A 26,769-nucleotide genomic window follows, 5' to 3' on the forward strand; every position below is an offset into this window, starting at 1 on the left:
AAAGATGCGTAAGAGCATCTTTTTTATTAATCAATTTAACTTTTCTATTTATTCAAATTAATGAAAGGCAAAGAGGCATTTGGAATCATCTGACTTGGCAAAACTCCGTTCCATTTTTCCACCGCAGCTTTTTGAACTTCCAGAGCTTTTAAGTTTATATACTTATCATTATTAGCAGCTTCAGATTGAACTTTGATAGCTTCGGCTTCGGCTTTTGCTTGAGCAATTCGTTGTTCAGCTTCAGTTTTAATTCTTTGCAAATCATTCTCGGCTTTTAATGCTGATTGTTGGGCGACTTGTTTAGCTTCAACCGCTTTTTCATACTCATCACTAAATGAAAAATCAATGATTGAAAACTCATCAACTACAAAATATTTTCCTAAGCGATTAAATAATTCTGTCTTGATTTCATCTTTTACTCGTGCCCGCTGTTCAATTAACTCTTGAGCCGTGAACCTGGCTGTGGCTGCTTTAACGCTCTCTTGGATTGATGGATCAATTAAACGAGATTCATAGTCGTCACCAACTTCTTGCCAGAGTTTATTAACTTCATCAGCTTTTAAATGATAATTTAAGGCTAATTGACTCTCAACGGTTTGAATATCTTTAGAGTAGGCTAAGGCCTTCACTTCTAATTTTTGAGTTTGAATATCCATTTTTGCGACTTTTTGAACAATTGGTATCCTGAAATGAATACCCTCACCAAGTATTGAATCCTGAACCGCACCAAAATTCATAACAATTCCTCGTTTACCAGCCCCGATTAAAACAAAAGGATTGATTATTGAAAAAATAACAAAAACTGCAATTACAATTGTCGCCCACTTAAAAAACTTTTTATAGTTTTCCATATTTTTTCTATTTTAAATAGATATAAAATTCTAATAAGTTATATTCCACTATACCTAAAGTATAGCATAGGCCAAATTATTTTTGTTTTTTATCCAAGCTCCTTCTCAATTTCCATCAACCGATTATACTTTGCTACTCGCTCACCTCGGGCTGGTGCGCCAGCCTTAATTTGTCCAGAATTTGCTGCCACAGCCAAATCAGCGATAAAATCATCCATTGTTTCACCGCTACGATGAGAAATAATTGTTTTTTGACCATTATTATGAGCTAATTTAATTGCCGCAATTGTTTCCGATAACGTTCCAATCTGATTGGGTTTAATCAAAACAGCTGTTGTAGCTTTTTCCTGGATCCCTCTCTCAATACGATTAACATTAGTAACATATAAATCATCTCCCACAACTTGAATTTTGTTATCAACCTTAGCAGTAAAATCACGAAACGAGCTCCAGTCATCTTCACCAAATGGATCTTCTAAAGAAGTAAGTGGATATTTTTTTATTAAACTCTGGTACCACTCGACCAGTCGAAGACTATCCATATTCCCCTGTTTCTTTAAATGATATTGTCCATTGCGATACCATTCAGAGGCCGCCGCATCAATAGCCAAATAAACATCTTTACCAGCTTCATACCCAGCTGCTTCTATAGCTTCAAGAATTAATGCAAAAGGCTCTTCGTTGTCTTTAACTTCAGGAGCAAAGCCACCTTCATCACCAATGGCATCACTATATCCGGCTTTTTCTATAATTGTTTTTAAAGATTGATATATTTCTTCTCCCATTCTGACTCTCTCAGCCATTGTTTCCGACTGAGGCATAACCATGTATTCCTGTATATCAGTTGTCCAATTTGCATGAGCCCCACCATTCATTATATTCATTAAAGGAATTGGTAATATGTATTCATTTCCTGCCTCTGGAAAAAATTTTCTTAAATGTGTGTATAAAGGAACTTTTTCAGACACAGCTGCTGCCCGAGCTGAAGCCAAAGAAACAGCTAAAATAGCGTTGGCACCTAATTTACTTTTATTATCAGTACCATCAAGTTTTAACATCACAGCATCAAGGCCAGCTTGATCTTGCACATTAAAGCCAACTAAGGCATCAGAAATTGTTGTTTCAATGTTTTTTATAGCCCGCAGAACACCCTTACCATTATATCGATCCGAGCGAGCATCTCGTAATTCCAAGGCTTCATAAGTACCCGTGGAGGCTCCTGAAGGGACAGAGGCAATTCCTTCACTTCCATCAACCAAGCGAACTGTGGCTTCAATGGTTGGATTTCCTCGACTATCCAAAATCTCACGAGCTGTAATTGCAGAAATGTTCATAAAAAGTTATAAGGTTATAAAGTTCTTAAGGTTATAAAGTATGCATGCACACGATCTAAGTTCTTTATAACCTTTTAACCTTATCAACATTATAACCCATTGGCGTTCTTTTTCCTATAATCCTAGACAAAAACTCAATTTATCGCTATCCTATATAAACTATGAAATTAACTCTACAATATCTCAAAAAACATAAGCAAAAATTAGCGCTTATCCTTGGCCTGGCAACAATTAACCAGGTTTTTTCACTTCTTGATCCTCAGATCTTTAGAATGCTGATTGATAATTATATTAATAAGGTGAATGAACTTTCACCTGATGTTTTTATTCGCGGAGTGGGCTACTTGCTTCTTGGATCAATCTCAGTGGCACTTATTTCTCGTATTGCTAAAAACTTTCAGGATTACTATGTAAATTACGTTACTCAAAATATTGGCACAGCCTTATACGCTCGGGCAATTAGTCACTCATTACAGTTGCCATATTTTGTTTTTGAAGATCAAAAATCGGGGGAAATTTTACAAAAAATTCAAAAAGCTCGACTTGATAACCAAGCCATTATCACCAGTGGCGTCAATGTAGTATTTGTTTCATTAATTGGACTCTTATTTGTTTTAGTTTATTCGGCCACTGTTCACTGGCTAATTTTTGTTAGTTATTTCATGCTTTTGCCAACACTTGGAAGTTTAACATTTTTTATTAGCAAAAAAATTAAACAGGCACAGCAAGCGATTGTTAAAAAAATGAGCTCACTTGCTGGCTCAACCACCGAAACCCTTCGTAACGTTGAGTTGGTAAAAAGTCTTGGTCTAGAAAAACAAGAAACAGATCGCTTAAACCAAGTTAATAACGAAATTCTTAATTTAGAATTAACAAAAATAAAACTTGTACGAAAATTAAGTTTTATTCAAGGGACAATGATAAATCTTTGTCGCTCGGCCTTAATGATGTTAATGCTTTGGTTAATTTTTAAACAAGAAATTACCCTTGGACAATTTTTTAGTCTATTATTCTACTCCTTTGCTATTTTTAATCCTCTTAGTGAATTAAGCACTGTTGCAACTCAATATCAAGAAGCCAAAGCATCAAACGAAATATTGGATGGAATTTTAAATATGAAACCAGAAGAGTCTATAAATAGAGTCAATGTCATTGATAAAATTTCTTCATTACATTTTAAAGATGTTACTTTTTCCTATAGCGAAGAAAATCAACCAACCCTAAAAAATATTTCACTTGCTATCCATCCAGGAGAGACCATCGCCTTTGCCGGCCCCTCTGGTTCTGGAAAAACTAGCCTTATTAAATTATTGTTAGGTCTCTATCAACCAACCAGTGGCTCTATAGAAATCAATAACTTGGATTTACAAACAATTACCGCCGATAGCTTTAAACAAAAAATAAGTTATGTTTCTCAAGATACACAGCTATTTGCTGGAACTATCAGGGCAAACTTATTATTCGTAAATCCAAAAGCGACTGATGAGGAATGTCTTGAAGCCCTCAAGCATGCAGCAGCCTTAAGTTTATTAGAACGAAGTGGCGAAGGCTTAGAAACAAAAATTGGTGAAGGGGGCTTAAAAATTTCTGGTGGCGAAAAACAACGCCTTGCTATTGCTCGAGCTCTTTTGCGTAAACCAGATGTAATTATTTTTGATGAAGCAACTTCTAGCCTTGATAGTATTACTGAAAAAGCCATTACAGAAACTATAAAAAATATTACTGTCGTCAAACCAGAATTAATTACTATTCTAATTGCTCATCGTCTTTCAACAATTATGGATGCCAACCATATCTACGTTTTGGAAAAAGGACGTATCACCGAGCAAGGAACCCATGATACCCTCTTAACCAAGCCAGGCTTATATTCTGCTTTGTGGCGACAGCAGAACGGAGAAGAAATATAGCTATGTAGTTATAAAGTTATAAGGTTACAAGGTTGTAAAGTTAAAAAGTTATAAGGTTATAAAGTTTGTCTGTTCTCCGATAATAAACCGACATAAATTCTAATAAGAATCTTATACCTCTCTGCATATTAACATGGTTCTAATTTTATACCTTTAATTATTACCTCCATCATTAGGGATAACCTCACACCGCTTATCCAAAACATCAAACATTGAAGGACGCAACTGAGTCCCATTTAAAAGCTCAGCGATTCTCCATGCCCCATAGATTGATGGCAAGATGCCTATTCCGTTACAACCTAAATTATAATATAAATTTTTATTACAAGGTTCTTGGCCAATCAAGCGAACTCCATTACTCGTATATCCCATCAAACCATGCCATAAAAAATTATATTCTAGATTGTCGTTATCAAGCCGATGATTCTTTTGTAAAAAAGAAGAAATACTTTTTTGAGCTTCTTCTGGATAGACGTGCTCATGTCGATTATAGCTTAACTTATCATCAAGCTCACTTTCAGGCCCACCAATACAAGTTAAATTATGAGTTGAAGTTGTTCTCTGTTCACTAGGTCGACGTGTTAAATACATATATGGATCAAGTCGAGAATTATGCTCTTTCTCAAAATAACTTATAGCTATTGGAGATTTATCTTCAGGGCTAACATAACCAGCCATATAACCAATTGTTCCAGAAACTGTTTCATGAAAACGACCATTTATATCAACTCCCAACTCATTAATTAATGATATATTTTCAAATCCGTTTGTACATAATATTGCCTCATTAGCAACTATCTCCCCTTGATCATTTTCAGCAATAACCTGATTTGCCTGCAAGCGGAGGCAACGAACAGGGCTGTGTTCATATACTGTGAAGCGGTTAGAGTAATACTTTTCCATCCACTCAACTAGCTGTTCACAAAATAAGGCACTGTTAAGACATCCTTTAGTGCTACATTTCACAGCTATATATGAAGTATCCCCTGTTTCAAGTAAGTCCATAATCCTCTGCTCTGAAACAACTACATATAAATGACTAAATTCTTCCGGAATACGTAGAATCAACAAAGGATCATTAGCTACAAAAAAAGTATGAACCGGCAAACCAGATTGTTCTCGAAGTTTCTCTTCTTCCAAGCGAAATATTAATTGTTCTAACGTTGAAAACCCAGCGTAACCGGTAAATTTATATAGAGGCACAGAAATATTTGTAATAGAAATTATTTCATCTAAAAGTTCCCAGGCCCCCTCAATAGCTGCTTGACCAGCTGCGGCCATCTCCAAGCCAAAATCTTCCACCAACTCAACAAAGTGACGTTCAAAATAACTTGTTACTTGACCGGCATTATGTCCAGTTGCTCCATGAGCAATTATATCCGCCTCTAACAAGATAACCGACTGTGAGGTCTTTTGAAGAATATAAAAAGCCGTGGTAATACCAGCAATCCCGCCACCAATCACGAGTGAATTAGTTTTTATGTTTCCAGAAAATTGTCGAGTTGAACGTTCTAACCTCAATTGAGCAATCCAAGGAGAGTTATTTTTCATATATAGATTATATCATATAGATACTGAATTATATTTGAAATTTTAATAAAAACTGCTATAATCAAACCACTTTACTATAATCAACAATATGGAACATTCACCGAAAAAAATATTTATTGGTGTGGCCTGGCCATATGTTAACGGCAATATTCACTTTGGTCATTTAGCTGGTTATTTAATCCCGGCTGATATTTTTGCACGTTTTAACCGTTTTATTGGCAATGAAGTAATGATGGTTTCTGGGTCTGACTGCTTTGGAACTCCTGTAACAGTTGAAGCCGACAAAAGACAAACAACCCCACAAGCAATTGTTAGTGAATATTATCCTCAGCATGAGACTTTATTTAATAAACTCCAGCTGAGCTTTGATCTTTATACCAAGACTGATAATCCGGTTCATAAAGAAGTTGTCCAAGATTTATTTATTACCCTATTACAAAAAGGATTACTCTTTAAAAATCGTTCTGATCAATATTTTTCAGAAACAGAAAAACGTTTTTTACCCGATCGCTATGTTGAAGGAACTTGTCCTCATTGTGGTGACTCTGAAGCCAGAAGTGATCAATGTGATAATTGTGGCAAAGTATTAGCTCAAGGTGAATTAATTAATCCAATTAGTAAACTTACCAAAGCTTCAGTCACAATGAAAGAAACCGAACACTATTTTTTTGATTGGCCAAAACTTGAATCTTTTCTTAATACCTATGTTTCTCAGTATGGTCCAAACTGGCGTCCATGGATTTTTAATGAATCAAAAAATTGGCTGGAGAATGGCTTGAAACCTCGAGCCATTACCCGTGACCTTGACTGGGGGGTTGAAATCCCCGCTGACCGAATTCCGAAAGACCAACTAATTGAAGGCTATGAACATAAACGAATCTATGTTTGGTTTGAGGCCGTAATTGGTTATCTCTCAGCTTCAATAAAACTTTCTCGAGATAATAATAGTCCAGACTACTGGCAAGAATTTTGGCATAACACTGAAGCAAAGCACTATTATTTTATGGGCAAAGATAATTTAGTTTTCCATACAATTTTTTGGCCAGGTCAACTTCATGCTTATGATGAAAAACTTCATCTTCCAGATTTTCCAGCCGTTAATCAATTTTTAACTTTAAATAATCAAGCTTTTTCCAAGAGCTTTGGCGTAACACTTGATCCAAATAAAATTCTAGAAGATTTTGACCTTGATCTTATTAGAATATATCTTTGTTTAATTATGCCAGAAAACCATGACAGTGATTTTTCTTGGGATGATTTTATTACCAAGACCAATAATTTAGTTATTGCCAATCTTGGAAACTTTTTATTTAGAACAATTAAGCTTTCTGAAGGTCTTAATTTTAATTCTACAAAACCTGATGAAAAAGTTGTTGCTGAAGTGGCCGCAGCTGTTACGGAAGCAAAAGATTTATTAGCTGGATGTAACTTTAAAAAATACGCTGAGCGAATAATGGAGCTATCTGCTTTTGGTAATAAATATTTATCTGATACCACACCATGGATTGTCAAAAAAACTGACGAAAATCATTATATTTCTATTATGCATAGTTCTTTATTAATTAGCCTAGCATTAGGGGTATTGTTGACTCCAGTAGCCCCAAACTCTGCATCAAAACTATTTACTATGCTTTCTATAACAGTTGAAACGTGGCCTGAAATTAATACTCTAGAAGAATTGGTAAAGAACATCATTACCAACAACCCCGAACCTTTATTTAAAAAAATTGAAGTCGATCCAACTGACTTTAATGAGAAGTATAAATAGAAAAACACCCGGTCATTTGACTGGGTGTTTTTTCTGTCATCCCCGTTATTTTACTCTGTCATCCCCGACTTGATCGGGGATCAAGTCTTGATATTACAAAAGGATTATCCTTTTCTTTTTATTTAATCCTTCCTTTAATCAAACATTGCCACCTTTTGAAAAAAGGTGGCACCAAAATAACAAGCCTAGAGAAAATGTACTACAGGTATCGTTCATTCAAGAAGCCTCGCTTAAACTCCTCGTCCTCGCTCTACTCGGACTCGTCAAACAGTAAGCTCGGCCACATTCTTGAATTCATTCACCTGTTACGTACATTTTCTAAGACTTGTTACATACAATACAAGTACCCTCTGAAATCCCCGCCTCTCCACTGTCATCCCCGACTTGGTCGGGGATCTTGTGAATACTATGTGTAATATATTTTACCCAGATCCCTGCCTTCGCAGGGATGACAAGTAAGGAGTACAAGATGACAGAAAAAATAATGAGAATGAAAGACTAAAAACTACTCAGAAATCGTTTCATTAAAAGCACTCCTGATATCATTTTCATCTTCAAACAAAGTACCAAGAACCAAAGAAGCTATTAGATGATGTTTACCTTCAAAAAAATTAGTATCTTTGGCTTCAAAATCTGAAAATGATTCATTATTCATATAAAAAAATTTTAATTAGTTTCATTTTTAATTTCAACTAAACGTCGAAGAATCAAACGTCGTAAATCAGGGATTGAATCTCGCAAAAAAATAGATATACGATGCATATCTTCTTCATCAAGTAGATTCTCCATTTCTTCTAACTGACTTGAACTCAGATTATCAAAAATAACCTGACTTATTTCTCGATTAATCCGCTCAATTAAATCTTGCCGAATTGTTTCGTGCCCGGCTTCATCCAAACCAGAAACATATTTTGCTTCAATTAAGCAATCAGCAAAGTATCCAGATAGTTCTTGTTGATCTTCTAAAATATTCATTACTAAATTATAACAAATCTTACAAAGTGTCACAATATTTTCTGTGGATAAAAAAGCAGACTATTAGTTTCCTAATAGCCTGAAATTTTATCAAATCAGTTTTTTACGCCATACTAGCAGCCATGGCGAAACTTCCCCCGCTTTCTCTCTCATCTTGACATTCCTCGTCACGACGTTTCTTGTCGTAAAAAAGAATTTTCTCAAAAATTTTTTGCGATCCATAAGCCCTTGCTTCTTCTTCTTCCTTCGTAAGAATATACAATGAGTTGAGACGTCCCCTGAAATCATTAAAAACTTTGGGGCTGACAATTAATGGGTCAAAAACATTTTTGCTTGATATTGACCCAAACTCACAAAGCTGATCCTTACTTAAGGAAAAACCGTCTTCCTTAGTAATATGGAAGAAAAGTTTTTCTTTAGACTCTTTGTTAATTATTTGGATAGTGTACCGCTCACTAATCCCGACTGTTTTGCGACACAAAACACAAACTTGATCACTTTTCTCTGAGTTGGAGAGGGTTTTCTTTGCCATTTTGTTTTTATTTTTTTGATTTTAAATAAAAAAGAACAAAAATACTGAATTTCAGTATTTTCATAATAATACTCTTTTTTTAAATTTTGTCAAGTTATTTTCTTCTATTAACAGGAGTATTAAACTTCATAATCTTACAATTTGGTATTTCTTTCTCTGTCCAAAGACCGGTTTTTTCGTCTGAAAAACCTTTAAAATAGGCATAAGCAGCAGCTAAGACTGGCAAATGAGAAACAACCAAAACAGTTTTATAGGACTCTTTCTGTATATCTTTAAGAAAGCTAGCCAGCCGTTTTTTTAAATCAGCATACGACTCACCTCCACGAGGCGTTGCAGTCCAAGGGTTTTTTTGTTTTTCTCGCCACTCATAAAAGTAACTAACTGATTTATTCTCAAAGCCGGTACTACGGTCATTTAAGCGACCATCCTCAATAATCGGTTTATGATAAAAACGATTAACAATACGTGCTGTTTGTTTAGTCCGAAGCAGTTCTGAAATAATAATAATATCAATTTTTTCTTTTTTTAATAGTTGAGCAGCTACTTCAGCTTGCTTACGACCTAAAGCAGTCAGCCGAACCTTCGGGTTCGGCTTGCTATTGCATAAAGCTTTCACATTATAGTTTGTTTGTCCATGACGGAGGAAGATAAGCTTCATGTTAATTCTTAATTTTTAATACAACGAACTGAAAATTTAGTAAATTTTGAATAATTATTGTTTCTTACAATCTGCGTAGGAACAGAGGTATTAATATTTCTAAACCAAGCTTTATGAAAATCACTGGTACCCACTGATCCTGAAGTTGTTGATGTCCAAATATCTCCACCTGACCCAAAATGATCATCTGAATTTCCTGTGCAATATGGTAGTGGCCAATTAATTGGGCAGCTAACTCCAGATCTAGCAAAGGAACCACCATAATATCCAAAATCAAAGCCAGCTTCACTTTGTAAGGCGATTCCCTCTCCGTCACCTCTTGGACCTGTAGTCGTTAGATCATAAGGAAAATGAGTATCACAAAAAGCATCATCGCAAAGACTACGCTCTAGAATTGTGAATTCATCGTGCGAAGGAATATGCCAGCCATCAGGACATAGACCTTGAGATTTTTCGAGAGGCATTGTTATATCAAACGGGTCAACGTTCATTGCCGCATACCAGGTATAAACTGCATGTTCACTATAGGGAGGATTGCAATTATTGACCGTTTGCATACAGTATCGCTCAGAAGCGACATAGGTTGGGTCGGGATACGGGCAAGGAGAAGGATAGACACTACACCAGTGACCAACTCTAGTATCAAGTTGCGTGCCATCTGGCTTTGTTATAGTTCTTAAATTTTGTGCCATCCAACATTGCCCACCAATCTCAATTGTTCTATAAGAAAATCCATCCCTATCTGTAACATCTTCACCACAATCATCCTGCACTAAACAATTTCCATTTTTACAAATTACAATACCTTTAGGATAGTCACCATTATTTGAACCAATACAGAAAGTTAATTTATACCCAGTCGTAGTTGTTACATAGGTATAATCTGAACCAACACAACCCCCATCTGTCCGAGGCATAGGGTTTGAAGGAACAGCCTTTAAAAAGGTAATGCCATTTGAAGCGATCGGCTGACCTGGAAAAATCATTGTCGGATACGTCTTTGTAGAATCATAATATGCCTGTAAAGCATTAACGATTGAGCTAATATCAGAAAGACGTTTTGTATCTCTTGTTTTTAAGCGAACATTAGTTGAAGCAATAACACTGAGACTAACTAAAATCCCAATAATCGCTACAGAAACAAGAACCTCCACTAAGGTAAAACCTTTGATTTTTTTCTTTAATATGTTTGGCATTTTAGTAATTATCATAATTTTAGTATAGCATAGTGGCATTATTCCGACATCTTTGTTTTAATCTCATATATTCTTAAAATCTCCGATAAAATTATATAGTAATAATTAAAGCAATAGCTGCTAAACTCATTACCACGGCAATAATCCAACCCATAGTATTACTTAGCCCTGAATTAGTATACTGCCCCATAATTTTTTTATTACGACTAATCAACATAATTAAAATCAACAGAGGCGGTGCACAAATTCCATTTAAAATAGCTGTATAATATAGCATCTGAAACGGTTGTATTGGCGTGAAATTTATCAAAACTCCCACTAAGGTGCTAATTATAATAATTACATAAAATGCTTTGGCTTGATTAAATTTCTTTCCAAGTCCAGCTTTCCAATTAAATGTTTCGGCCAAAGCATATGAAGCTGAGCCAGCCAAAATTGGCACAGCTAACAATCCGGTACCAATTATTCCGGCTGCAAAAAGAAGAAAAGCAAAATCACCAGCTAATGGACGTAAAGCAGCGGCCGCTTGATCAGCCGTGGTAATAGTAGTCAATCCGTGCACACCTAAAGTTGAGGCAGTTGTTACAATGATAAAAAACATCACAAGATTTGAAAAAAGCATGCCGATAAAAGTATCAACACGCATTCGCCGAATATCCCGATAGTTAATACGAGGTTTGGCATTACTGTTTTCCGTCAGTTTATGATTAGCAATTTCTTCTTCAACTTCCTCGTCAGCCTGCCAAAAGAATAGATAGGGAGAAATAGTTGTTCCTAAAATGGCCACGATATTTAAAAGATATAACCTAGAAAAAGAAAAACTTGGGACCAAGGTTGAAAAAATAATCTCACTCCAATCTTGTTTGATAACAAAAGCTGTCACTACATAGGCAAACAATGACAAGGTCAAATATTTTAAAAATCTTGCATATGTTGCATAGGAAACAAAAATTTCAAGGGCCAAAGTTATACCAGTTATTACTAATAGCCAAACTAAAAAGGGAAAGCCGATCAAAAGTTGTCCGGCCGCTGCCATAGCGCCTAAATCAGCACCAATGTTTATTGTATTAGCAATACAGAGTATAGCCACGGCTCCAAATAAAACTGTCCGTCCATAATGTTCTTTTACAACTTTGGCTAATCCTTTTCCAGTCACCATACCAATTCGACCACATATCTCTTGAATAATGGTCATAAAAGGAAATGAAAAAAGAGCAGTCCATAATTGACTATACCCAAACTGACTACCTGTTTGTGAGTAAGTAGCAATACCAGAAGGATCATCATCAGAAGCACCGGTGATAAAGCCTGGTCCTAGTTTCTTTAAAAATGCTTTTATTTTTTTCATACATTTAGTATAGCAAAAGCTAGGTTAAACAAGGAACATTTGATATCAAACTACTATTTTTCATATAAAAAAGCCTCCATTAAATTATCATCAATTGACCTCATTACATTATTTAATACAATAAATTACCTAATATTAGGTAATTTCTAATGATAATATTACTTTTCTAACAACATCATATTTATCCACAGTCTGTATATATTAAACTTCAAACTCTTCACCTGGTTGCGGAATATGAATAGATAGATGAGGTAATTTTTCCTGTAACAAAGCCCGTAGAGCTTCTGCAGCCGGTGGTTCACCGTGCACTAAAAATACTTTTTTTAAACCTTTTAATTTTTCAATATAGGTATATAATCCGTTTTGATCAGCATGAGCACTAAATTCATTAATCATACAAACTTGAGCTTTTAGTTCATGCATTCTACCAAAAATTGGGACATGTGCATGACCTTCTTGAATTTTTCGACCAAGGGTCTGTGCTGCTTGATAGCCAGTTAAAATAATCACTGCTTGCGGATCCCAAACTGTATGTTCAAGATGATGAAGGATTCTTCCACCTTCAGCCATACCGGATGAGGCAATTACCATAAATGGACCTTCAGCAGTATTAAGGGCTTTTGATTCTTCTTTAGTTGAAACATAATGCAAATTTTCAAAAGCAAAAGGTGACTCATGATTGTTCATAAAATCAGTCCAAGCTTGTTGATCAAAATCTTTTAAGTGCTTGGAAAATACTTGAGTAATGCGATTAGACAGTGGGCTGTCAATGTAAATTGGCAAAACTGGAATACGACCCTCGTTATGTAAACGATGTAAAATATAGATTAATTCTTGGGTTCTACCTAAAGCAAAAGCTGGAACAATAATTTTTTGTTTCTGTTCCACAGCTTGAGTAATGATTTTTACAAGAAAATCATCAACCTCAGAAATTGGTCGATGAAGACGATCACCATACGTGCATTCAATAATAAGAGTATCAATTGTTTCTTTAATATCCTCCGGATCGTGAAGGATTGGCACTCCCCCATTACCTAAATCACCAGTAAATAAAATTCGTTTAGTCTCTTGATTATTTTGACACTCAATGACCGTTACCGCTGAGCCTAAAATATGACCAGCATCATAAAACTTAAAACGGTTATGCTGATCAAGCACATTCCAATCTTGGTGTATTCGTTGATAATTGGCTATCTGAAAATGTGTGCTTGTTTCTTCAACCTCTTCTGAAGTATATAAAGGTGTCAATAAATCTTCGGCCACAAACCCCTGACCAAGTAAATGCTCATAATCACTTCTTTGTACATTGGCTGAATCAAGCATAATCAAGTGAGCAATTTGCGCCGTGGCATCTGTTGCGTTGATTACTCCGGTATAGCCACTCTTATACAATAATGGCAAGGTTCCGCAGTGATCAGCGTGAGCATGAGACAAAATAACCGAATTAAGAGATTTTGCATCAAAAGGCAAGCTTTTATTAAGCTCATAGGCCTGTTTCCTTCTCCCTTGGTGTAAACCACAATCAAGTAGAATTTTATAGCCATTATTATCAAGAATATGCTTTGAACCGGTTACCTCGGAAGCTGCTCCAAAAAAATGTAATTTCATATATTTTTAGTATACAAGATTTCCCAAGTAATAAAAATAGAACGACCCTCTATGGCCGTTCTATTTATATACTCTATTTCTTACCTTCTAAAAAATAAATGCAAAACTTCAGTTCTCCTCTTTTAGTATTCTTAATTTTAAATTTTTCTTAAGTCAAGTTCATCAGGAATTTTTATTTCTTTTACAAAATCAGGCATGTGGCTAACTAGCATTATGGCTCCTTGGTAATTATTTATAGCCTCGGCGATAACTGGAAGGTGTCGGAAATTGATATGATTGGTTGGCTCATCTAAGATTAATAATCCTGGTTTCATCAATACTAAACGTGCAAATGATAATAAACCCTTTTGACCCTCAGATAATTCAGCAACAGTTCGTCCCATTAAATCACCGGTAATTAAAAAACCAGCTGCAATAGAACGCAGTTCTTGAGTATCATAGCCATCAGCCATACTACTGTGTAATGAATCAAAAACAGTTTGACTATAATCCAAAGTAGAAAAATCTTGGCTGTAATAGCCAACTCGTGTGCCTTCCATAATTATTGCTCCCTTACTTTCTCCTGAGGCCAAAGCTCTAAGCAAGGTGCTTTTACCCATACCATTTGGTCCGGAAACCAATAAACGACTCCGTTGACGTAAAGTAATATCAACTGGCTTATCTATTGCCTTATGATCAATAATAACTTTGACTGAAGTAATTTTTACAATATCACCAACAATTTCTTGCTCTGGAATTTCAAACTCACGAATAGTTTTATCTTCTTTTCTAACATCCACTTTATTTTCTTCCAACTCTTCGGTTTCATCTTTTAATTTCTTTGCTAATTTACGCATCTTTCCACCTTTGTTGGCAAAAAAGTTAACTTTCTCTTTGCGGTCCTGAATGGTTTTTTCAAGTTGGGCATTTTTTCTTTGTTCACGTTCAATTCGTTTATTTATTTCTTCAACCACTGAATAATAGTCACCCACATAATTTTCTATGGTATGTGTATGAACATCTAAATATAAAACACCTTCAGTAAAGCAATTTAAAAAATCTGCATCATGGGAAATTACAATAACAGTTTTTTCATACATTATTAAAAATTCAACAAGGTGATCAATTCCCGCTTGATCCAAATTGTTTGTTGGTTCATCTAATAAAAGAATGTCGGGATTTTGTAGTAAAGCAAAAGCTAATAATAATCTGGCTTGTTGGCCACCAGATAAATCACCAACTTTTCTATCAGTCGGTATTGAGAAGTTTACCGCGTCCATGGCCTTTGCCATCTTGCTCGCTAAATTTGGTGGCACAATTTCAAAAGCCTTGGCAAAATATTGTTCAACGGTTAATTCAAAGTCGGATCGTTCAACTGTTTGTTTAGCTGCCCCAATCGTAGCTCCATTAGTAACAGAAATTCTACCACTTTTTGGCTTTAATTCGCCTTGAAGTAAGTCAAATAAGGTACTTTTTCCAGCTCCATTTTGACCCATTAAGGTCAATTTTGCTTTTCGACGAATGCTAAAACTAGCACCCTCTAAAACCGGGCGCTTATCAACATATTCAAATGTTACATCATCAAAACGGACGATTACTTCTTCAGCCATATATTTATAATAAGATTCAGAGATAGGATAGCAGATATATTAAAAAATTGGTAGATGGGGATCATATGTCATCCCCGACTCTTCGCTGTCATCCCTGTCCCGGGTCAAGCCCGGGATAAACTCCAGCGGGGATCCGGGTAAAATTTATTGCACATAGTATTCACAAGATCCCCGTCTACACCTGCCTGCCGGTAGGCAAGTGGGGATGACAGGAAGGAAACAGGAATGGCATAGGAAAAAAAAATGATTGAGAAAATAAAAATCCCTCCCATACGATGTTACTGTGTATGGAAGGGATCGGTCAAAGAACAAATTGGAACAATATGAAAGAACGTCTCCATACTTTACAGTATGGAATATGGAAGGTAGAGCGATGGTGCAATTTTTTTGAATGTGTCTTATTTTACAAGTACCATCCTTTTTGAATCTTTGAAACTTTCTGACTGCAGTGTATAGAAGTACACACCACTCGTCAGATTTGATGCATCAAAGTCTGCTGTGTAATTTCCTGCAGACAGGCTTTGATCTATTAAGACTGCAACCTCTTTTCCCGCTGTATTATATACAGCTAATCTCACCTCCCCAGGTTCTGGGATAGAGAAATTAATCTTTGTAGATGGGTTAAAGGGGTTCGGATAGTTTTGAGAGAGTGCAAAACCTTTTGGAATTTCTGAGTTGACTGGAGAAATTCCTGTTACTACATCCATCCGGACTATTGTACCGGAATCAGATGTAGCATACAATTGATTTCCTTTAATTCCCAATGAATAATATTTCCTATTCATCTGAGAAACTCCTGAGAACCACTGCAATCCAGCGTTGCTGGTTCTCCAGATATCTCCCATACTCTTGTTCATTGAAATTCCTCCCTTCCCATTCTTCATTGCAACTCCGGTTAAATGAAACGATTCAGGGATTGGCACTGCCATCCAGTCATCGAAGTCTTCAGAATTGATTATGAGAAGCAAAGATGAAACTTGAGATTGAAAGATCGCAGTATCAATATAGGCCTTCCCAGTAACATAAAGGAAGTTTTGATCAATGCAGATCATCTCTCCATCTGCACCTTGCGGAAGACTTCTTGCCGCCCAATTTGCACCACCATTTCGGGAAATCCAAAGTGATGGATTTTGATCCGAAATTAAAAATCCAGTTGATGGTGAAATGAAAGCTACATCCATACAACTTCCTATTGTAGCCAGGGAGTTATCTATGAATGTTTGACCCATATCTTGGCTACGGAAACATGTTCCGCCTTCTCCAAGAATATAGACCTTCTGATTTGTAAATTTCACTTTCGTGAAATCTACTATTGGTAAACCAATAATCTCATTCCAGTTTTCACCTCCATCAGTTGTTCTAATCGCCAAGCCATCCTCTCCGACTGCTATTAAATATCTATCGGAGATAATTTCGATATCCGTTATGTCCTTAGTTAATCCAACTGTTAGGGCATCAACCCAAGAGATCTGGTCAGTGGAGATAAAAATTCTATTATCACCACTAAGAACGATCGAATACCTTTCATCCTGGGTAAATTTTATTACCTCGAGTGCTTCAGAGCACCCATGGATCTTTTTATCTTCAGCTTTTGATGTATTAAAAACCATCAAAATGGCGATAAGAACCAAAAAACTTGTTTTTATTTTCATATTTGTCCTCTCCTTTTGAGGACCTTATTGATTTGTTAAAGAAAAATTTTAGTAATAAATATATAGCACATTTTCATCAAAAAGTCAAGAAAATCACCTTTTTGCTCAATTATTTGCTTTTTTCTTAGTAATCTCGGATACAGCGAACGGCAAAGGCACCTAATTTATCTTTTGAAACCCTGTATGTTCCAGAAGCATCTGCCGCAATAATTCTGGTTGTTGCACTTGAAGTAGAAGTTTCATTAGCAGTCCAAAAATATACTTTCGTATCAAGTCCCTGAAATTCAGAACCCCAACTCAAATAAGCAGAATTTTCTGATGTTCTTGCCCCTAATAATATAGCATCAAAATCACTTGTTCCATTAATTTTCATACTAGTGCCAGCCCCTATGCAACTATCTGTTCCAAACATCTCGCTATTTCGAGTTGAAACACAAGATTGACCACTATCTTTTAAAGTATTTTCTAAAGTATGAAATTCTTGATCAGTTGGAATATGCCAATCACGTGGGCAAACCCCCTATGAAATGGTATTGTTACTTGATGAGCACAAGACGTATCCACACAATTATTATCTAAATTCATTGCCCCTGCCCAAGTATATAAAGCTCCTCGATTATTACAAGCCGAATCCGTTAAGTCTGGAGGATAATCATAAGCTGAATTTAAAGTATCATAACCTCGATCAAGCCAACCAAGCCCAGCTCCTGGTCCTAAAATAGGTGGATTAATTTTCACACAGTCCCTTCGTGATCCCAACGTACATTCCGACGGACAACCTCCATATCCACCAAAAAATTCACCAGGGTACAAATCATATGTAATAACACAGTCAGTTAAATCAATATGCAAGTCCTCATTTTCATCACTTTCTAAATTTATACACGTTCCATCTGGTCTTTTCTTAGACTTTAAATGTGCCGCCATCCAACACTGTTCACCAATTCTGACAATCGGATAACGAATACCTTCTTCATCTTCCACCTCACCACTGCAATCCTCTTTAATTCCACAGTTTCCATTTTTACAAATTACAACTCCTTGGGCAAAACGAGAATTATCTGAACCAATACAGAATGTTAGCTTATAGCCTGTAGTAGTTGTTATATAAGTATAATCACTATCAGCACAACCTCCATCAGTTCGAGGAGAAGGGTTTGATGGCACAGCTCTTAAATACTCCCTTCCATTTGATTCAATGGGTTGTCCGGGAAAGATCATCGTTGGATATGATTGGTTGGCTGCATAATAGGCTTCAAGGGCACTAACAATTTCAGTAGCGTTAGAAATTCGTTTAATATCTCGAGATTTAATTCGAACTCTGGTTGTAGCAATAATAGAAATACTGGCTAATATGGCAACAATAGCCACAGAAACCATAATTTCTAAAAAAGTAAACCCAAGAATTTTTTTCTTAAATTTAGAGAAAAACATATAGTCAAATCAAAGCACAATGAATTAATTCTGTTTCTATTATAGCATAAAATAAGAACTAATTTCAAAAAGTTAACTAATCAAATTAAGCTATATTTTTCGGCTATCATAAGCCCAATTTTTTTCAATATATGGCTTAAGGACAGGAATTTCCGCCCTCGTTTCGCTCGCGAGGGCGCTCGCAAAACTCGCTTGTGCAGGGTCAGCCCAAATGTTTCTTTGAAACATTTGTGATCGCTCGTTACACTCTCGCACGATAGTGCTCGAGCTAGCTCGCTTCTGACCTGTTCGAATCCCTCCCGAAGTTGAAATAAATAATCGCCCTGATGGACGATTATTTATTTTAATGCTCCCACTGTTGACCGAGTTTTGAACTACGGACTGGGGGAAAATTAAAGCCGACCTTCTATTAAAGTTATCAAGCAATCTTACTCAAATCACCATTTAAACAAATAGGATCCATGGCGATAATCTCATCATCATAAGAAAGACCGGACGGGATAGCATTAAAAAGAAATATTTTTTTATCATGAACATATGCTTGACCCATTTCTATAAGAACATTTCCTCCAATATAGTTTTTAATACCATTCTTTTCTAAATTAACACAAAGAATAGCATCACTTTCCAAGATATGTTTATAATGAACTTTATAATAATTATTCTCTCGTTTAATTGCGGCGCGTTCTTCTATTTTCGCCAGACGATCTAAATACTCCGGCATATCCCCTCTCACCAAGGCTTCATAAGTGGGATGTATCCAACCATCATGACCAAGTTCACAAAGCTTATCCTTGCACTCAACCATCTCTTTCATAAAGGCATTACTGCCTAAAACATATATTTTCATATCAAATATTTATACTGAGAAGTAATTTCTTGCTTTATTATATAGCTCAATCATATCATCTTTCAGAAGAAGGTCTATGAACTTGACTTTATCATTTTCCGAAAGATTATGTAAATCGTCAATTTTCCAAGCTTCAAATCCCTCGGCTTTTCCTTCTTCAACTTGCAAGTTAGCTAAAGCGTCTTCATAAAAATAGGCATACTGACTACGAATAGTATTGTTAGTTTTCCCAGTTAATTTATCAAAAGTTTTTTTTCGCATTTTTGTAAGGAAAAATAGTTTACTTGGATCTATATCTATACCAGTCTCTTCCTTACATTCTTTAACAGCAGTTTCTTCGTATGACATATTTGGCTCAACGTGCCCCCCCACAGTCGCATCTAATTTGTCTGGATATGTATCCTTATCTTTTGCTCTATGCTGAAAAATAATTTCACCGTTAGGGGTAATAAAAAAGATGTGTATTTCGCGATGAAGAAGTCCTTGTTCGTGGACTTTAGTACGAGTTTCAAGGCCGATTACATTATCATTCTCATCTACGACTTCTAGCATTTCTAATGGCATAATAATCTTGTTATTTATATTTTATTATAGATCTAATGAAAGAATGACCATATTTAAATTTAGTTTATGATTAATCTAAACTTGAGAATATACACAAACAAAAAAACTAAAATTAATCATCCTTGATATCATCAGGGTTGCTTTCTTTTTTCAAGACATGTTTTGCTATTTCTCCAAGCACAGAAGAAAAATATTCTTCGCTCTTACCATCACCGAGAACCAATGTTCCCTTATGCCATTTAATCTCTATTCTCATAGAGGGCTCCTTTGTATATAATTCGTTATGTTTTTCTGGATAATAAATATAGATTGAACCCTTTAGTTTATTATTCTCACCTATTGGGCTAGGGTAAAATAAATCTAATTCAATAACTTCAGATCTGTAGCCATTATGTATCGGGTCATCTTCCGTCTTTTTTGAAACAAATTTAATTTCACAGTTATCAGAAGTAATATCATCAATAATACTTGGTATTTCTTCACTTTTACTATTATAAAATTCTTTCATATATTAATTATACTCTAGGTTCTAACTTTTACAAATGTAGCAAAAATAGACTTAAGAATCTACTTCGACAGCTTAAGCTTGTTAGAACCTACTTAATTTAATTTTAATCTACCTTAATCCAGGACAACTCACTATAGTTTAAGGAAATTAAAAGCAGACTGTTTTTAGCCTGCTCTTTTAAATGATTTAAATAGTTTTGAATTTCTATTTTTTTTAATCTCTTCCAATAGAGATACTGTTACAAGAAACATAAACAGTAACATTAATATTGAAAGCCATATAGCAATTACCCTCAGCTCTTCATCGTATTCATCTAAAATAATTTCATCTTTAAGAAGATAAACTTTAAAATATGAAGTGTGAGTCTGAGGAGCAACTGATGAATAATGGAAAACACCAGTGGTGGTGCTATCTGGTTTCCAGATTTGCACGCCATTATCACCATAAGAAAGTATGGCGTTTTTTCCAAAATGTAGAGCTTCCGACATTGGAACTTCGATTGTAAAAGTTCCCGGTTTTATTTGATCCTCAGGAATAATCCTGCCTGAAAATCCACTTACGTTCAGCCGATGAGTGCTTATCACATTCTCACTAACCAATATGGAAACCTGCCATATTAAAATCCCAAGCAAACAAAGATCAATAATCAACAATGATACTTTTTTAAATCTTTTCATTTTTTATTCTCCCTTTTTTATTTTAGGTTATTTGATTTATTGAATTATCTCAACCTCCATAAAGAAGCTCAAAAAATTCAATAAACTACTAACTATAAATTTTTAAGGAAGTTAGTGATTAACTAAAGCATAAATATAAAAATATGTCAAGGAAATAACAAAAAATAGGCTTATTTTGCCTATTTTTCCTTGCTCGGGGTCGCGGATGTTGTTCGAACTAAAATTATTTTAAGTAATAAAAAAGGAGATTAAAAAATCTCCCTCGATGGAATTAGATGCCGAATTAGATTAAAAATGATACTTCTGGCATCTTAGTAAAAATTTCTTTAAAACAAGTCGTTAAACCCACTTTAGCGAGTAAAGGGTTATCAGATTTTTCAGAAAGATAATGAATGATATTTTTGCATATAGAGGCAAGCTCTTTATCTTCAAAAGCTCCACCTATTCTCATCATTTCTTTATACTCAGAATGTTTTTGAAACCATTCCTCGTTTGTGAGATCAAGTCTTTTACTGAGAATTTCATCTTCATAAAAGTTATCAGCTTTCTTAAAAATCATACTAGCTAATTTTCGGTGATAAGCCGGATCGCTTGGTCCAGTATAAACGACCACCTTTTCGGAAATGTCATTACCCTTCAAATCAAGAACTATAAATTTTTCCATTTTATTACATTTTTTAATGAGAAAATATTTTGAAAGTTCAATAAAAAAATATAGCATAATACTATACTTTTGTCAATTGCTCCCAGGGTCGGATTCGAACCGACGACCAATTGGTTAACAGCCAACTGCTCTACCGCTGAGCTACCTGGGAATATAGAGCGTCTAATAAGGACGCTCAAACACTCAATTAGAGTAATAAAAAAACTGCTAAATGTCAACAAAAACCTAATTCCTAATAATCCTTCAACTTCTTAATCAAGGAGTGCTTTTGAATCTTTTCAAGAGTCTTATACTCAATCTGACGAATACGTTCACGAGTGACATCAAATTCAGCCCCCACTTCTTCAAGAGTGTGGGAAACACCATCAAGCAAACCAAAACGCATTTCTAAAATCTTCTGCTCTCGAGGAGTTAATTGGGTAATTATTTCATGAACGTAATCTTTTAGTAACTGCAATGCTGCGGCTCGATCTGGGGTAACATTTTTGACATCTTCAATAAAGTCTTCAAGAGTTGAATCTTCATCATCTTCACCAACACTCGTTTCCAAAGAAATTGTGTCTTGAGAAATTTTAATAATATAGCGAACCTTATCAATCGTCTCTCCCATTTCTGAAGCAATTTCTTCTGGCAATGGTTCACGACCAAGATCTTGAATTAACTGACGTTGAATATGCTGAAACTTATTAATGGTTTCTACCATGTGCACAGGAATACGAATGGTACGCGATTGATCGGCCAAAGAACGAGTAATCGCCTGACGAATCCACCAGGTAGCATACGTAGAAAATTTATAGCCCTTGCGATATTCAAATTTTTCAACGGCACGAAACAAACCAATATTTCCTTCTTGGATAAGGTCAAGCAAACTCAAACCTTTTGAGCCGGCAAATTTCTTGGCAATTGAAACCACTAACCGAAGGTTGGCTTCAATCAATTTTCGTTCCGCATCTTTGTCACCCCGTTCTTTTCGTTTGGCTAATTCAATTTCTTCTTCAGTGGTCAACAATGGCACCTTTCCAATTTCACGCAAATACATCTGAATTGAATCAGCAGACAATTCTGATATATCAAACTTCAAGCGATCTTTATCGCTACCTAAAATAGAAGTTAACTGACCAGCTTTTTTTACATTAGCATCAACATCTAAAAATCCACCTGAATCTTCAATGATTCTAATACTGTTACGTTGCAAACGTTCCAGTGTTAGTTCATAGTCATAAATATAATTTTCAACTTGAGGAAAAACTTGTAGTAATTCAGTTTCGGTTACAAATCCACGAGGACGAACTTTCGCAACTAAATCATCCAAAGCCTTTAGTGTCTGGTTTTGGTATAAATTTAGAATCTGGTTCCTTAAAAGCAATAGATTTTTTCTCTTTCTTAAGTCTTGCAACAGGCGGTTTTTTCACGATTGCTTTTTTTATTTTTTTAGGACTTTTTTTCACAGGCTTCTTAAAAGTTTTAGGCATAGACAACGTATATTACAAAGATACCTGGCGAATTTCTTCGGCCAGTCCTTTAAATTCTTTGAGTAATTCTAGAAGCCGTTCTTCATCTGCTGAAGAGCGGTCTCTACGTGATTCAAGTTCAAATATCAGACGAGTCACGACCTTAAGACGGCTATTTAAATAATAATGCCGTAATTCTTTAATAGAAGTGCCGATGAGCGTCTGAGCCTGTTCAAAGGTTGTTTCAAAAAAATTTCTCTCAACCAACAAAGCCAATCGATCTAATACCTGTATATCATTAGCAGTATCTTGACTATAGTCTATTAACCATTTTCTAAATTCAGCAAAGTTAAGAGATTCTTGTTTTTGGTCAATTTGATCTGATCCAGAAACAGTAACTTTATTATAATATATAACTAATAACCTGTAAAGAGTCTGAAACGATGATCCAACCACTTGATCAATTGGCAATCTACTTACCACCGAGTCAATATAGGAAGGAAAACGCAAAAGCAAACCAAGTAATTGTTCGGATAAAAGCTCAGGTCGACTTCGTGAAATTTCTTCTACTGGCCTAGCTGTCTCCTCTTGTCTATTTTGCACTGATTTTGGTTGGCTTAATATTGCCTGCTTGACTGACACTTCATCAATATCAATAATCTGACTAATTTTTTTTACCCAAAAATCTCTTTCAATACTATTGGCAATTTTTTGTAAGTGAGGTAATAATTTTTTTAAGGCTAAACGTTTATCACTGACAGTCGCGAGGTCAAGTGGTGAAATAATTTCTTCAACAAAATATTCCATAATTGGTTTAGCTTCTGTTAAAGCAGTCTTCCAACCCTCTAGATTTTTTCTAATACATTCATCAGGGTCTTTGCCCTCTGGCAAAGCAATCATTGACGTTTCCATCTCGGCTGCTAACGTTTGTTCACTTGCCCGCTCAGCTGCTAATCGTCCAGCTGAATCCATATCATACGCCAGCGCTATTTTATTGGTATAACGTTGTAATAATTTAACTTGCTCAAAAGTTAATGCTGTTCCAGATGAAGCAATTACATTGGAAAACCCAGCTTCATGAGCTGTGATGCAATCCATTTGTCCTTCAACTAATATTGCAATGCCGATATTACGAATAGCTTGTTTAGCTTTATCTAAACCAAATACTAGTTTGCTTTTGTCATAGACAATACTTTGTGGACTATTCACATATTTTCCCTGTTTATCTTGACTTTCAAATTGTGGCAAAATTCTTCCTGTAAATCCGACAATATTTCCATTTACTTCACGAAGTGGAAACATAACCCGTCCACGAAAACGGTTATAAAAACGTCCTGTCTCAACTTTTCGTGCGGAAAGACCAGCTAACAAAATATCTTCATCACTAAATTTTTTGTTTTCAAATATAGAATTACACCATCCCAAGAGTCAGGTGCATACCCTATTTGCCATTCTTTAAGTGTTTCCAATTTTAGTCTACGTTGTGAAAGATAATTTCGGGCTGGCTCGCCAGCTGGTTGTGTTAACAAAAGATTATGATAATATCGAGCGGCTTGATCAAGGGTGTCTAAGACTCGATTACGTTGAGAGGCCAAAGGTCCTGTTTCTCGTTTCAAGATAACACCGGCTCGAGGAGCAAGTAATCGCAAAGCCTCAGGAAAAGAAAGTTTTTCAATTTCCATGATAAAAGAAAAAAGATCACCACCCTTTCCACAACCAAAACAATGCCAGACTTGTTTGGTCGGACTAACTGTAAAAGAAGGTGTTTTTTCATTATGAAAAGGACAGCGTCCAGTAAAATTGGTACCAGCTGCTTTAAGAGGAAGGTATTGTCGAATAACCTCAACAATATCTAGGCGAGCTTTTATTTCGTCTGAAGGGTTAAGCATAGTTGTATCAATACTACTCCAAATACAGGCTTTGGCAAGTTATACATTACGAATTACGGAGAATATCTGAAAAACGACGGCTTCGTGCATCATTACTCGAAGGGTCAGAAATATGAGTTTTTTTTGATACGCCACTGGGTCGAAGTAGGCCTTTTAGTCTTTGCACTTCTTGAGCAACTACTTCGCCATCATATTCTCCGCTATGGGCAGAGGTTCCTTCATAACTGGCTTGTTTTTGATCAAGGTGAATATTAAACGTAATGCTATTTTCTTCTTCGTTTACATAAATATGAAACCGAGGATAATGTCCATTTCCAAGTGGGCGTGAAAAACTCCCCTGTCCTGTTTGTCTTGATTCAATATAAATATAGCCAGCTGAACGTAGGAAGTTAAAAGGAGTTGAATCAATGTCTGAAGTTTTGATTGTTAGTTTCATAATAAGATAAAAATATTTTACCAATTTAATTTTTAGTTTATTCTTTGTTCTATATATTCATTAGCTATTTATGCAGATCTTACATGTAGCAATAAACTAATTATTTAAATACTTTTTAGAAATTCCTTAATTCTATCCCTATCCTCATTTTCTTTCTCACCTTTATAATACATCTCAATAAAATCTACTGTATAACGTTCACAATTAAAAGCATAAATAATCCTTACGCCACTTTTTGAACCTCGTCCTTCAGAGACCTACAAGCGAATTTTTTAATTTTACATATTTGTATTTTTCTGTACAAAGACCAGGAATCAGAAAAGTACTTAGATTATTTTTTTTTGAATATGGAAAAATTCAATCACTGTCACTTTGGCTAATTCAAAATCTTCCTCAAGCGATTTGAACTTTTTAAGTAATCTTTTAAAGTCTTTTTTAAATTCCGGCGTTTCGCCATAGATAATCTTATTCGTCATAATTTCTCACGGAAGTTTTAGGAGTGCGGTAGAAGACAGCCTCGTAATCAAGGGGCTGATTATCTTTTGCGACAAGCCAGGGGGTATCCTCGTGAGAATATTCACTTAATTCTGTGGCGTTTTTATCACCTAATCGTGCAATTACTTCGTCAATATGACGGAGCTCACGTGCATCTTTTAACTTTGTTAAATCCGGGTCCCGAATCGGTAAATATTTTCTTTGTGGATAATTAAAATATTTTCCCTCTACTCTAACAATCTCACCGTTTTCAATCATATCATCCACTATAACTTTGAATTCAATTGGAGTTGGTCCATAATGATTTTTAATATATGTGGCTCCAATAAGCTGTTCTTCAAATTTTTCATAAAAATCAAAATCAATAAAATAAAGTAGTTTATATACTACTGCTTCACCGATATTTGGTTTGCCACCAACCTTTGACAAAACGTAGAGCAAAACTTCTTTAAATTTTTCTAGATTTTTCTGTGGAATACTTATTCTCATTTCCTGCTTTTCTTCTTTTATTTTTTTGGCACTCTTTTTAACTTCTACGGTGGCGGAAGTATCTTTACCTTGAACAAAATCGTCAAAAACAATACCAAAAATATCCGTTAGCTTTCTTGCCTCGGTGATAGTTAGATCTCTCTCTCCTTGTTCTATCTGAACATAGGTCGGGCGAGAAACTCCAATCTTTGACGCCAAAAAATCCTGCGTTAGATTGTGCTTTTTTTTCGCTGTTTTAATATAAATTTTCCAAGCATATTAGTATCTTAAGTATAATCCTTGTAAAATTATTTGTCAATAGTAATGTTAAAAAGTTTAACAAATATAGTAAATAAGATTGAAT

The 26,769-nt window shown here is 35.4% G+C and carries 28 protein-coding genes and 1 tRNA gene; 2 read left to right on the forward strand and 27 right to left on the reverse strand.

Features of this window, described 5'->3' with window-relative positions; genetic code table 11:
• Window positions 1-44: 44 nt before the first annotated feature.
• Entirely contained in the window at window positions 45-851 is an 807-nt protein-coding gene (locus IPN41_03660) for a prohibitin family protein (protein QQS60191.1), read from the reverse strand.
• Window positions 852-940: 89 nt separating this feature from the next.
• Window positions 941-2,185: a phosphopyruvate hydratase gene (gene eno, locus IPN41_03665; GenBank protein ID QQS60192.1), complete on the reverse strand. Its 1,245-nt coding sequence runs from the start codon at window positions 2,183-2,185 to the stop codon at window positions 941-943.
• A 161-nt stretch (window positions 2,186-2,346) separates the two neighbouring features.
• Between eno and IPN41_03670 the strand changes: the two genes are divergently transcribed.
• Window positions 2,347-4,092 carry an ABC transporter ATP-binding protein gene (locus tag IPN41_03670; protein ID QQS60193.1) on the forward strand — a complete coding sequence of 582 codons (1,746 nt, stop codon included), beginning with the start codon at window positions 2,347-2,349 and terminating at the stop codon, window positions 4,090-4,092.
• A 153-nt stretch (window positions 4,093-4,245) separates the two neighbouring features.
• On the opposite strand, the gene IPN41_03675 is transcribed toward IPN41_03670, so the two are convergent.
• Window positions 4,246-5,643 carry an FAD-binding oxidoreductase gene (locus tag IPN41_03675; GenBank protein QQS60194.1) on the reverse strand — a complete coding sequence of 466 codons (1,398 nt, stop codon included), beginning with the start codon at window positions 5,641-5,643 and terminating at the stop codon, window positions 4,246-4,248.
• Between the two features lie 88 nt (window positions 5,644-5,731).
• On the opposite strand from IPN41_03675, the gene metG reads away from it, so the two are divergent.
• Window positions 5,732-7,411 carry a methionine--tRNA ligase gene (gene metG / locus IPN41_03680; protein QQS60195.1) on the forward strand — a complete coding sequence of 560 codons (1,680 nt, stop codon included), beginning with the start codon at window positions 5,732-5,734 and terminating at the stop codon, window positions 7,409-7,411.
• Window positions 7,412-7,916: 505 nt separating this feature from the next.
• Here metG and IPN41_03685 read toward each other — a convergent pair.
• From IPN41_03685 to IPN41_03800, 24 genes are all read right to left on the reverse strand, one after another.
• Window positions 7,917-8,066 carry a hypothetical protein gene (locus tag IPN41_03685; GenBank protein ID QQS60196.1) on the reverse strand — a complete coding sequence of 50 codons (150 nt, stop codon included), beginning with the start codon at window positions 8,064-8,066 and terminating at the stop codon, window positions 7,917-7,919.
• Window positions 8,067-8,077: 11 nt separating this feature from the next.
• Window positions 8,078-8,386 carry a hypothetical protein gene (locus IPN41_03690; GenBank protein ID QQS60197.1) on the reverse strand — a complete coding sequence of 103 codons (309 nt, stop codon included), beginning with the start codon at window positions 8,384-8,386 and terminating at the stop codon, window positions 8,078-8,080.
• Window positions 8,387-8,489: 103 nt separating this feature from the next.
• Window positions 8,490-8,918 (reverse strand): hypothetical protein, encoded by a 429-nt coding sequence (locus IPN41_03695; GenBank protein ID QQS60198.1) that lies wholly within the window; start codon window positions 8,916-8,918, stop codon window positions 8,490-8,492.
• A gap of 94 nt (window positions 8,919-9,012) precedes the next feature.
• Window positions 9,013-9,576, reverse strand: a complete 564-nt coding sequence (locus IPN41_03700) for a histidine phosphatase family protein (protein QQS60199.1) — start codon at window positions 9,574-9,576, stop codon at window positions 9,013-9,015.
• Between the two features lie 8 nt (window positions 9,577-9,584).
• Window positions 9,585-10,787 (reverse strand): prepilin-type N-terminal cleavage/methylation domain-containing protein, encoded by a 1,203-nt coding sequence (locus IPN41_03705; protein ID QQS60808.1) that lies wholly within the window; start codon window positions 10,785-10,787, stop codon window positions 9,585-9,587.
• A gap of 76 nt (window positions 10,788-10,863) precedes the next feature.
• The gene (locus tag IPN41_03710) at window positions 10,864-12,120 is read right to left on the reverse strand and encodes an Nramp family divalent metal transporter (protein QQS60200.1); all 1,257 of its coding nucleotides are present in this window, start codon (window positions 12,118-12,120) and stop codon (window positions 10,864-10,866) included.
• 201 nt (window positions 12,121-12,321) lie between these two features.
• A complete protein-coding gene (locus tag IPN41_03715; protein ID QQS60201.1) occupies window positions 12,322-13,728 on the reverse strand; it encodes an MBL fold metallo-hydrolase in 1,407 nt (468 codons plus the stop codon).
• 137 nt (window positions 13,729-13,865) lie between these two features.
• On the reverse strand, window positions 13,866-15,317 hold the full coding sequence (locus IPN41_03720) for an ABC-F family ATP-binding cassette domain-containing protein (protein ID QQS60202.1): 1,452 nt from the start codon (window positions 15,315-15,317) through the stop codon (window positions 13,866-13,868).
• A gap of 398 nt (window positions 15,318-15,715) precedes the next feature.
• A complete protein-coding gene (locus IPN41_03725) occupies window positions 15,716-16,969 on the reverse strand; it encodes a T9SS type A sorting domain-containing protein (protein ID QQS60203.1) in 1,254 nt (417 codons plus the stop codon).
• 124 nt (window positions 16,970-17,093) lie between these two features.
• A complete protein-coding gene (locus IPN41_03730; GenBank protein QQS60809.1) occupies window positions 17,094-17,465 on the reverse strand; it encodes a hypothetical protein in 372 nt (123 codons plus the stop codon).
• On the reverse strand, window positions 17,435-18,403 hold the full coding sequence (locus IPN41_03735) for a prepilin-type N-terminal cleavage/methylation domain-containing protein (GenBank protein QQS60204.1): 969 nt from the start codon (window positions 18,401-18,403) through the stop codon (window positions 17,435-17,437). Before IPN41_03735 ends, IPN41_03730 begins: the two co-directional genes overlap by 31 nt.
• Before the next feature lie 418 nt (window positions 18,404-18,821).
• Window positions 18,822-19,253 carry a hypothetical protein gene (locus IPN41_03740; protein QQS60205.1) on the reverse strand — a complete coding sequence of 144 codons (432 nt, stop codon included), beginning with the start codon at window positions 19,251-19,253 and terminating at the stop codon, window positions 18,822-18,824.
• Window positions 19,254-19,262: 9 nt separating this feature from the next.
• A complete protein-coding gene (locus IPN41_03745) occupies window positions 19,263-19,817 on the reverse strand; it encodes an NUDIX domain-containing protein (protein ID QQS60206.1) in 555 nt (184 codons plus the stop codon).
• 112 nt (window positions 19,818-19,929) lie between these two features.
• A complete protein-coding gene (locus IPN41_03750) occupies window positions 19,930-20,325 on the reverse strand; it encodes a hypothetical protein (GenBank protein QQS60207.1) in 396 nt (131 codons plus the stop codon).
• A gap of 164 nt (window positions 20,326-20,489) precedes the next feature.
• A complete protein-coding gene (locus IPN41_03755; GenBank protein ID QQS60208.1) occupies window positions 20,490-21,002 on the reverse strand; it encodes a hypothetical protein in 513 nt (170 codons plus the stop codon).
• A 283-nt stretch (window positions 21,003-21,285) separates the two neighbouring features.
• Complete coding sequence (locus IPN41_03760; GenBank protein QQS60209.1) at window positions 21,286-21,666, reverse strand: hypothetical protein; 381 nt, start codon at window positions 21,664-21,666, stop codon at window positions 21,286-21,288.
• Between the two features lie 79 nt (window positions 21,667-21,745).
• Window positions 21,746-21,817, reverse strand: a tRNA-Asn gene (locus IPN41_03765).
• Window positions 21,818-21,898: 81 nt separating this feature from the next.
• Window positions 21,899-23,014 (reverse strand): sigma-70 family RNA polymerase sigma factor, encoded by a 1,116-nt coding sequence (locus IPN41_03770; GenBank protein QQS60810.1) that lies wholly within the window; start codon window positions 23,012-23,014, stop codon window positions 21,899-21,901.
• A complete protein-coding gene (locus IPN41_03775; GenBank protein ID QQS60210.1) occupies window positions 22,971-23,138 on the reverse strand; it encodes a hypothetical protein in 168 nt (55 codons plus the stop codon). Before IPN41_03775 ends, IPN41_03770 begins: the two co-directional genes overlap by 44 nt.
• A 12-nt stretch (window positions 23,139-23,150) precedes the next feature.
• Entirely contained in the window at window positions 23,151-24,542 is a 1,392-nt protein-coding gene (locus IPN41_03780; protein QQS60211.1) for a toprim domain-containing protein, read from the reverse strand.
• Window positions 24,482-25,006: a hypothetical protein gene (locus IPN41_03785; GenBank protein QQS60212.1), complete on the reverse strand. Its 525-nt coding sequence runs from the start codon at window positions 25,004-25,006 to the stop codon at window positions 24,482-24,484. The genes IPN41_03780 and IPN41_03785 overlap by 61 nt, the downstream gene beginning before the upstream one ends.
• A gap of 46 nt (window positions 25,007-25,052) precedes the next feature.
• A complete protein-coding gene (locus tag IPN41_03790; GenBank protein QQS60213.1) occupies window positions 25,053-25,442 on the reverse strand; it encodes a hypothetical protein in 390 nt (129 codons plus the stop codon).
• A 326-nt stretch (window positions 25,443-25,768) separates the two neighbouring features.
• On the reverse strand, window positions 25,769-25,918 hold the full coding sequence (locus IPN41_03795) for a hypothetical protein (GenBank protein QQS60214.1): 150 nt from the start codon (window positions 25,916-25,918) through the stop codon (window positions 25,769-25,771).
• The gene (locus IPN41_03800; protein ID QQS60811.1) at window positions 25,908-26,672 is read right to left on the reverse strand and encodes a DUF4065 domain-containing protein; all 765 of its coding nucleotides are present in this window, start codon (window positions 26,670-26,672) and stop codon (window positions 25,908-25,910) included. The genes IPN41_03795 and IPN41_03800 overlap by 11 nt, the downstream gene beginning before the upstream one ends.
• Between the last annotated feature and the right edge of the window lie 97 nt (window positions 26,673-26,769).

Source organism: Candidatus Falkowbacteria bacterium, from assembly GCA_016699775.1.
GTDB lineage: Bacteria > Patescibacteriota > Patescibacteriia > Patescibacteriales > Patescibacteriaceae > Patescibacterium > Patescibacterium danicum.

Bases quoted from the DNA above. Each gene is read 5' to 3' on its own strand.
- IPN41_03710 (QQS60200.1), bottom strand. From the start codon at position 12,120: ATGAAAAAAATAAAAGCATTTTTAAAGAAACTAGGACCAGGCTTTATC.
- IPN41_03685 (QQS60196.1), bottom strand. From the start codon at position 8,066: ATGAATAATGAATCATTTTCAGATTTTGAAGCCAAAGATACTAATTTT.
- IPN41_03740 (QQS60205.1), bottom strand. From the start codon at position 19,253: ATGAAAATATATGTTTTAGGCAGTAATGCCTTTATGAAAGAGATGGTT.
- IPN41_03715 (QQS60201.1), bottom strand. From the start codon at position 13,728: ATGAAATTACATTTTTTTGGAGCAGCTTCCGAGGTAACCGGTTCAAAG.
- eno (QQS60192.1), bottom strand. From the start codon at position 2,185: ATGAACATTTCTGCAATTACAGCTCGTGAGATTTTGGATAGTCGAGGA.
- IPN41_03755 (QQS60208.1), bottom strand. From the start codon at position 21,002: ATGAAAAGATTTAAAAAAGTATCATTGTTGATTATTGATCTTTGTTTG.
- IPN41_03660 (QQS60191.1), bottom strand. From the start codon at position 851: ATGGAAAACTATAAAAAGTTTTTTAAGTGGGCGACAATTGTAATTGCA.
- IPN41_03725 (QQS60203.1), bottom strand. From the start codon at position 16,969: ATGAAAATAAAAACAAGTTTTTTGGTTCTTATCGCCATTTTGATGGTT.
- IPN41_03720 (QQS60202.1), bottom strand. From the start codon at position 15,317: ATGGCTGAAGAAGTAATCGTCCGTTTTGATGATGTAACATTTGAATAT.
- metG (QQS60195.1), top strand. From the start codon at position 5,732: ATGGAACATTCACCGAAAAAAATATTTATTGGTGTGGCCTGGCCATAT.
- IPN41_03775 (QQS60210.1), bottom strand. From the start codon at position 23,138: ATGCCTAAAACTTTTAAGAAGCCTGTGAAAAAAAGTCCTAAAAAAATA.
- IPN41_03790 (QQS60213.1), bottom strand. From the start codon at position 25,442: ATGAAACTAACAATCAAAACTTCAGACATTGATTCAACTCCTTTTAAC.
- IPN41_03695 (QQS60198.1), bottom strand. From the start codon at position 8,918: ATGGCAAAGAAAACCCTCTCCAACTCAGAGAAAAGTGATCAAGTTTGT.
- IPN41_03700 (QQS60199.1), bottom strand. From the start codon at position 9,576: ATGAAGCTTATCTTCCTCCGTCATGGACAAACAAACTATAATGTGAAA.
- IPN41_03705 (QQS60808.1), bottom strand. From the start codon at position 10,787: ATGATAATTACTAAAATGCCAAACATATTAAAGAAAAAAATCAAAGGT.
- IPN41_03750 (QQS60207.1), bottom strand. From the start codon at position 20,325: ATGAAAGAATTTTATAATAGTAAAAGTGAAGAAATACCAAGTATTATT.
- IPN41_03690 (QQS60197.1), bottom strand. From the start codon at position 8,386: ATGAATATTTTAGAAGATCAACAAGAACTATCTGGATACTTTGCTGAT.
- IPN41_03785 (QQS60212.1), bottom strand. From the start codon at position 25,006: ATGCTTAACCCTTCAGACGAAATAAAAGCTCGCCTAGATATTGTTGAG.
- IPN41_03670 (QQS60193.1), top strand. From the start codon at position 2,347: ATGAAATTAACTCTACAATATCTCAAAAAACATAAGCAAAAATTAGCG.
- IPN41_03675 (QQS60194.1), bottom strand. From the start codon at position 5,643: ATGAAAAATAACTCTCCTTGGATTGCTCAATTGAGGTTAGAACGTTCA.
- IPN41_03760 (QQS60209.1), bottom strand. From the start codon at position 21,666: ATGGAAAAATTTATAGTTCTTGATTTGAAGGGTAATGACATTTCCGAA.
- IPN41_03735 (QQS60204.1), bottom strand. From the start codon at position 18,403: ATGTTTTTCTCTAAATTTAAGAAAAAAATTCTTGGGTTTACTTTTTTA.
- IPN41_03745 (QQS60206.1), bottom strand. From the start codon at position 19,817: ATGCCATTAGAAATGCTAGAAGTCGTAGATGAGAATGATAATGTAATC.
- IPN41_03795 (QQS60214.1), bottom strand. From the start codon at position 25,918: ATGACGAATAAGATTATCTATGGCGAAACGCCGGAATTTAAAAAAGAC.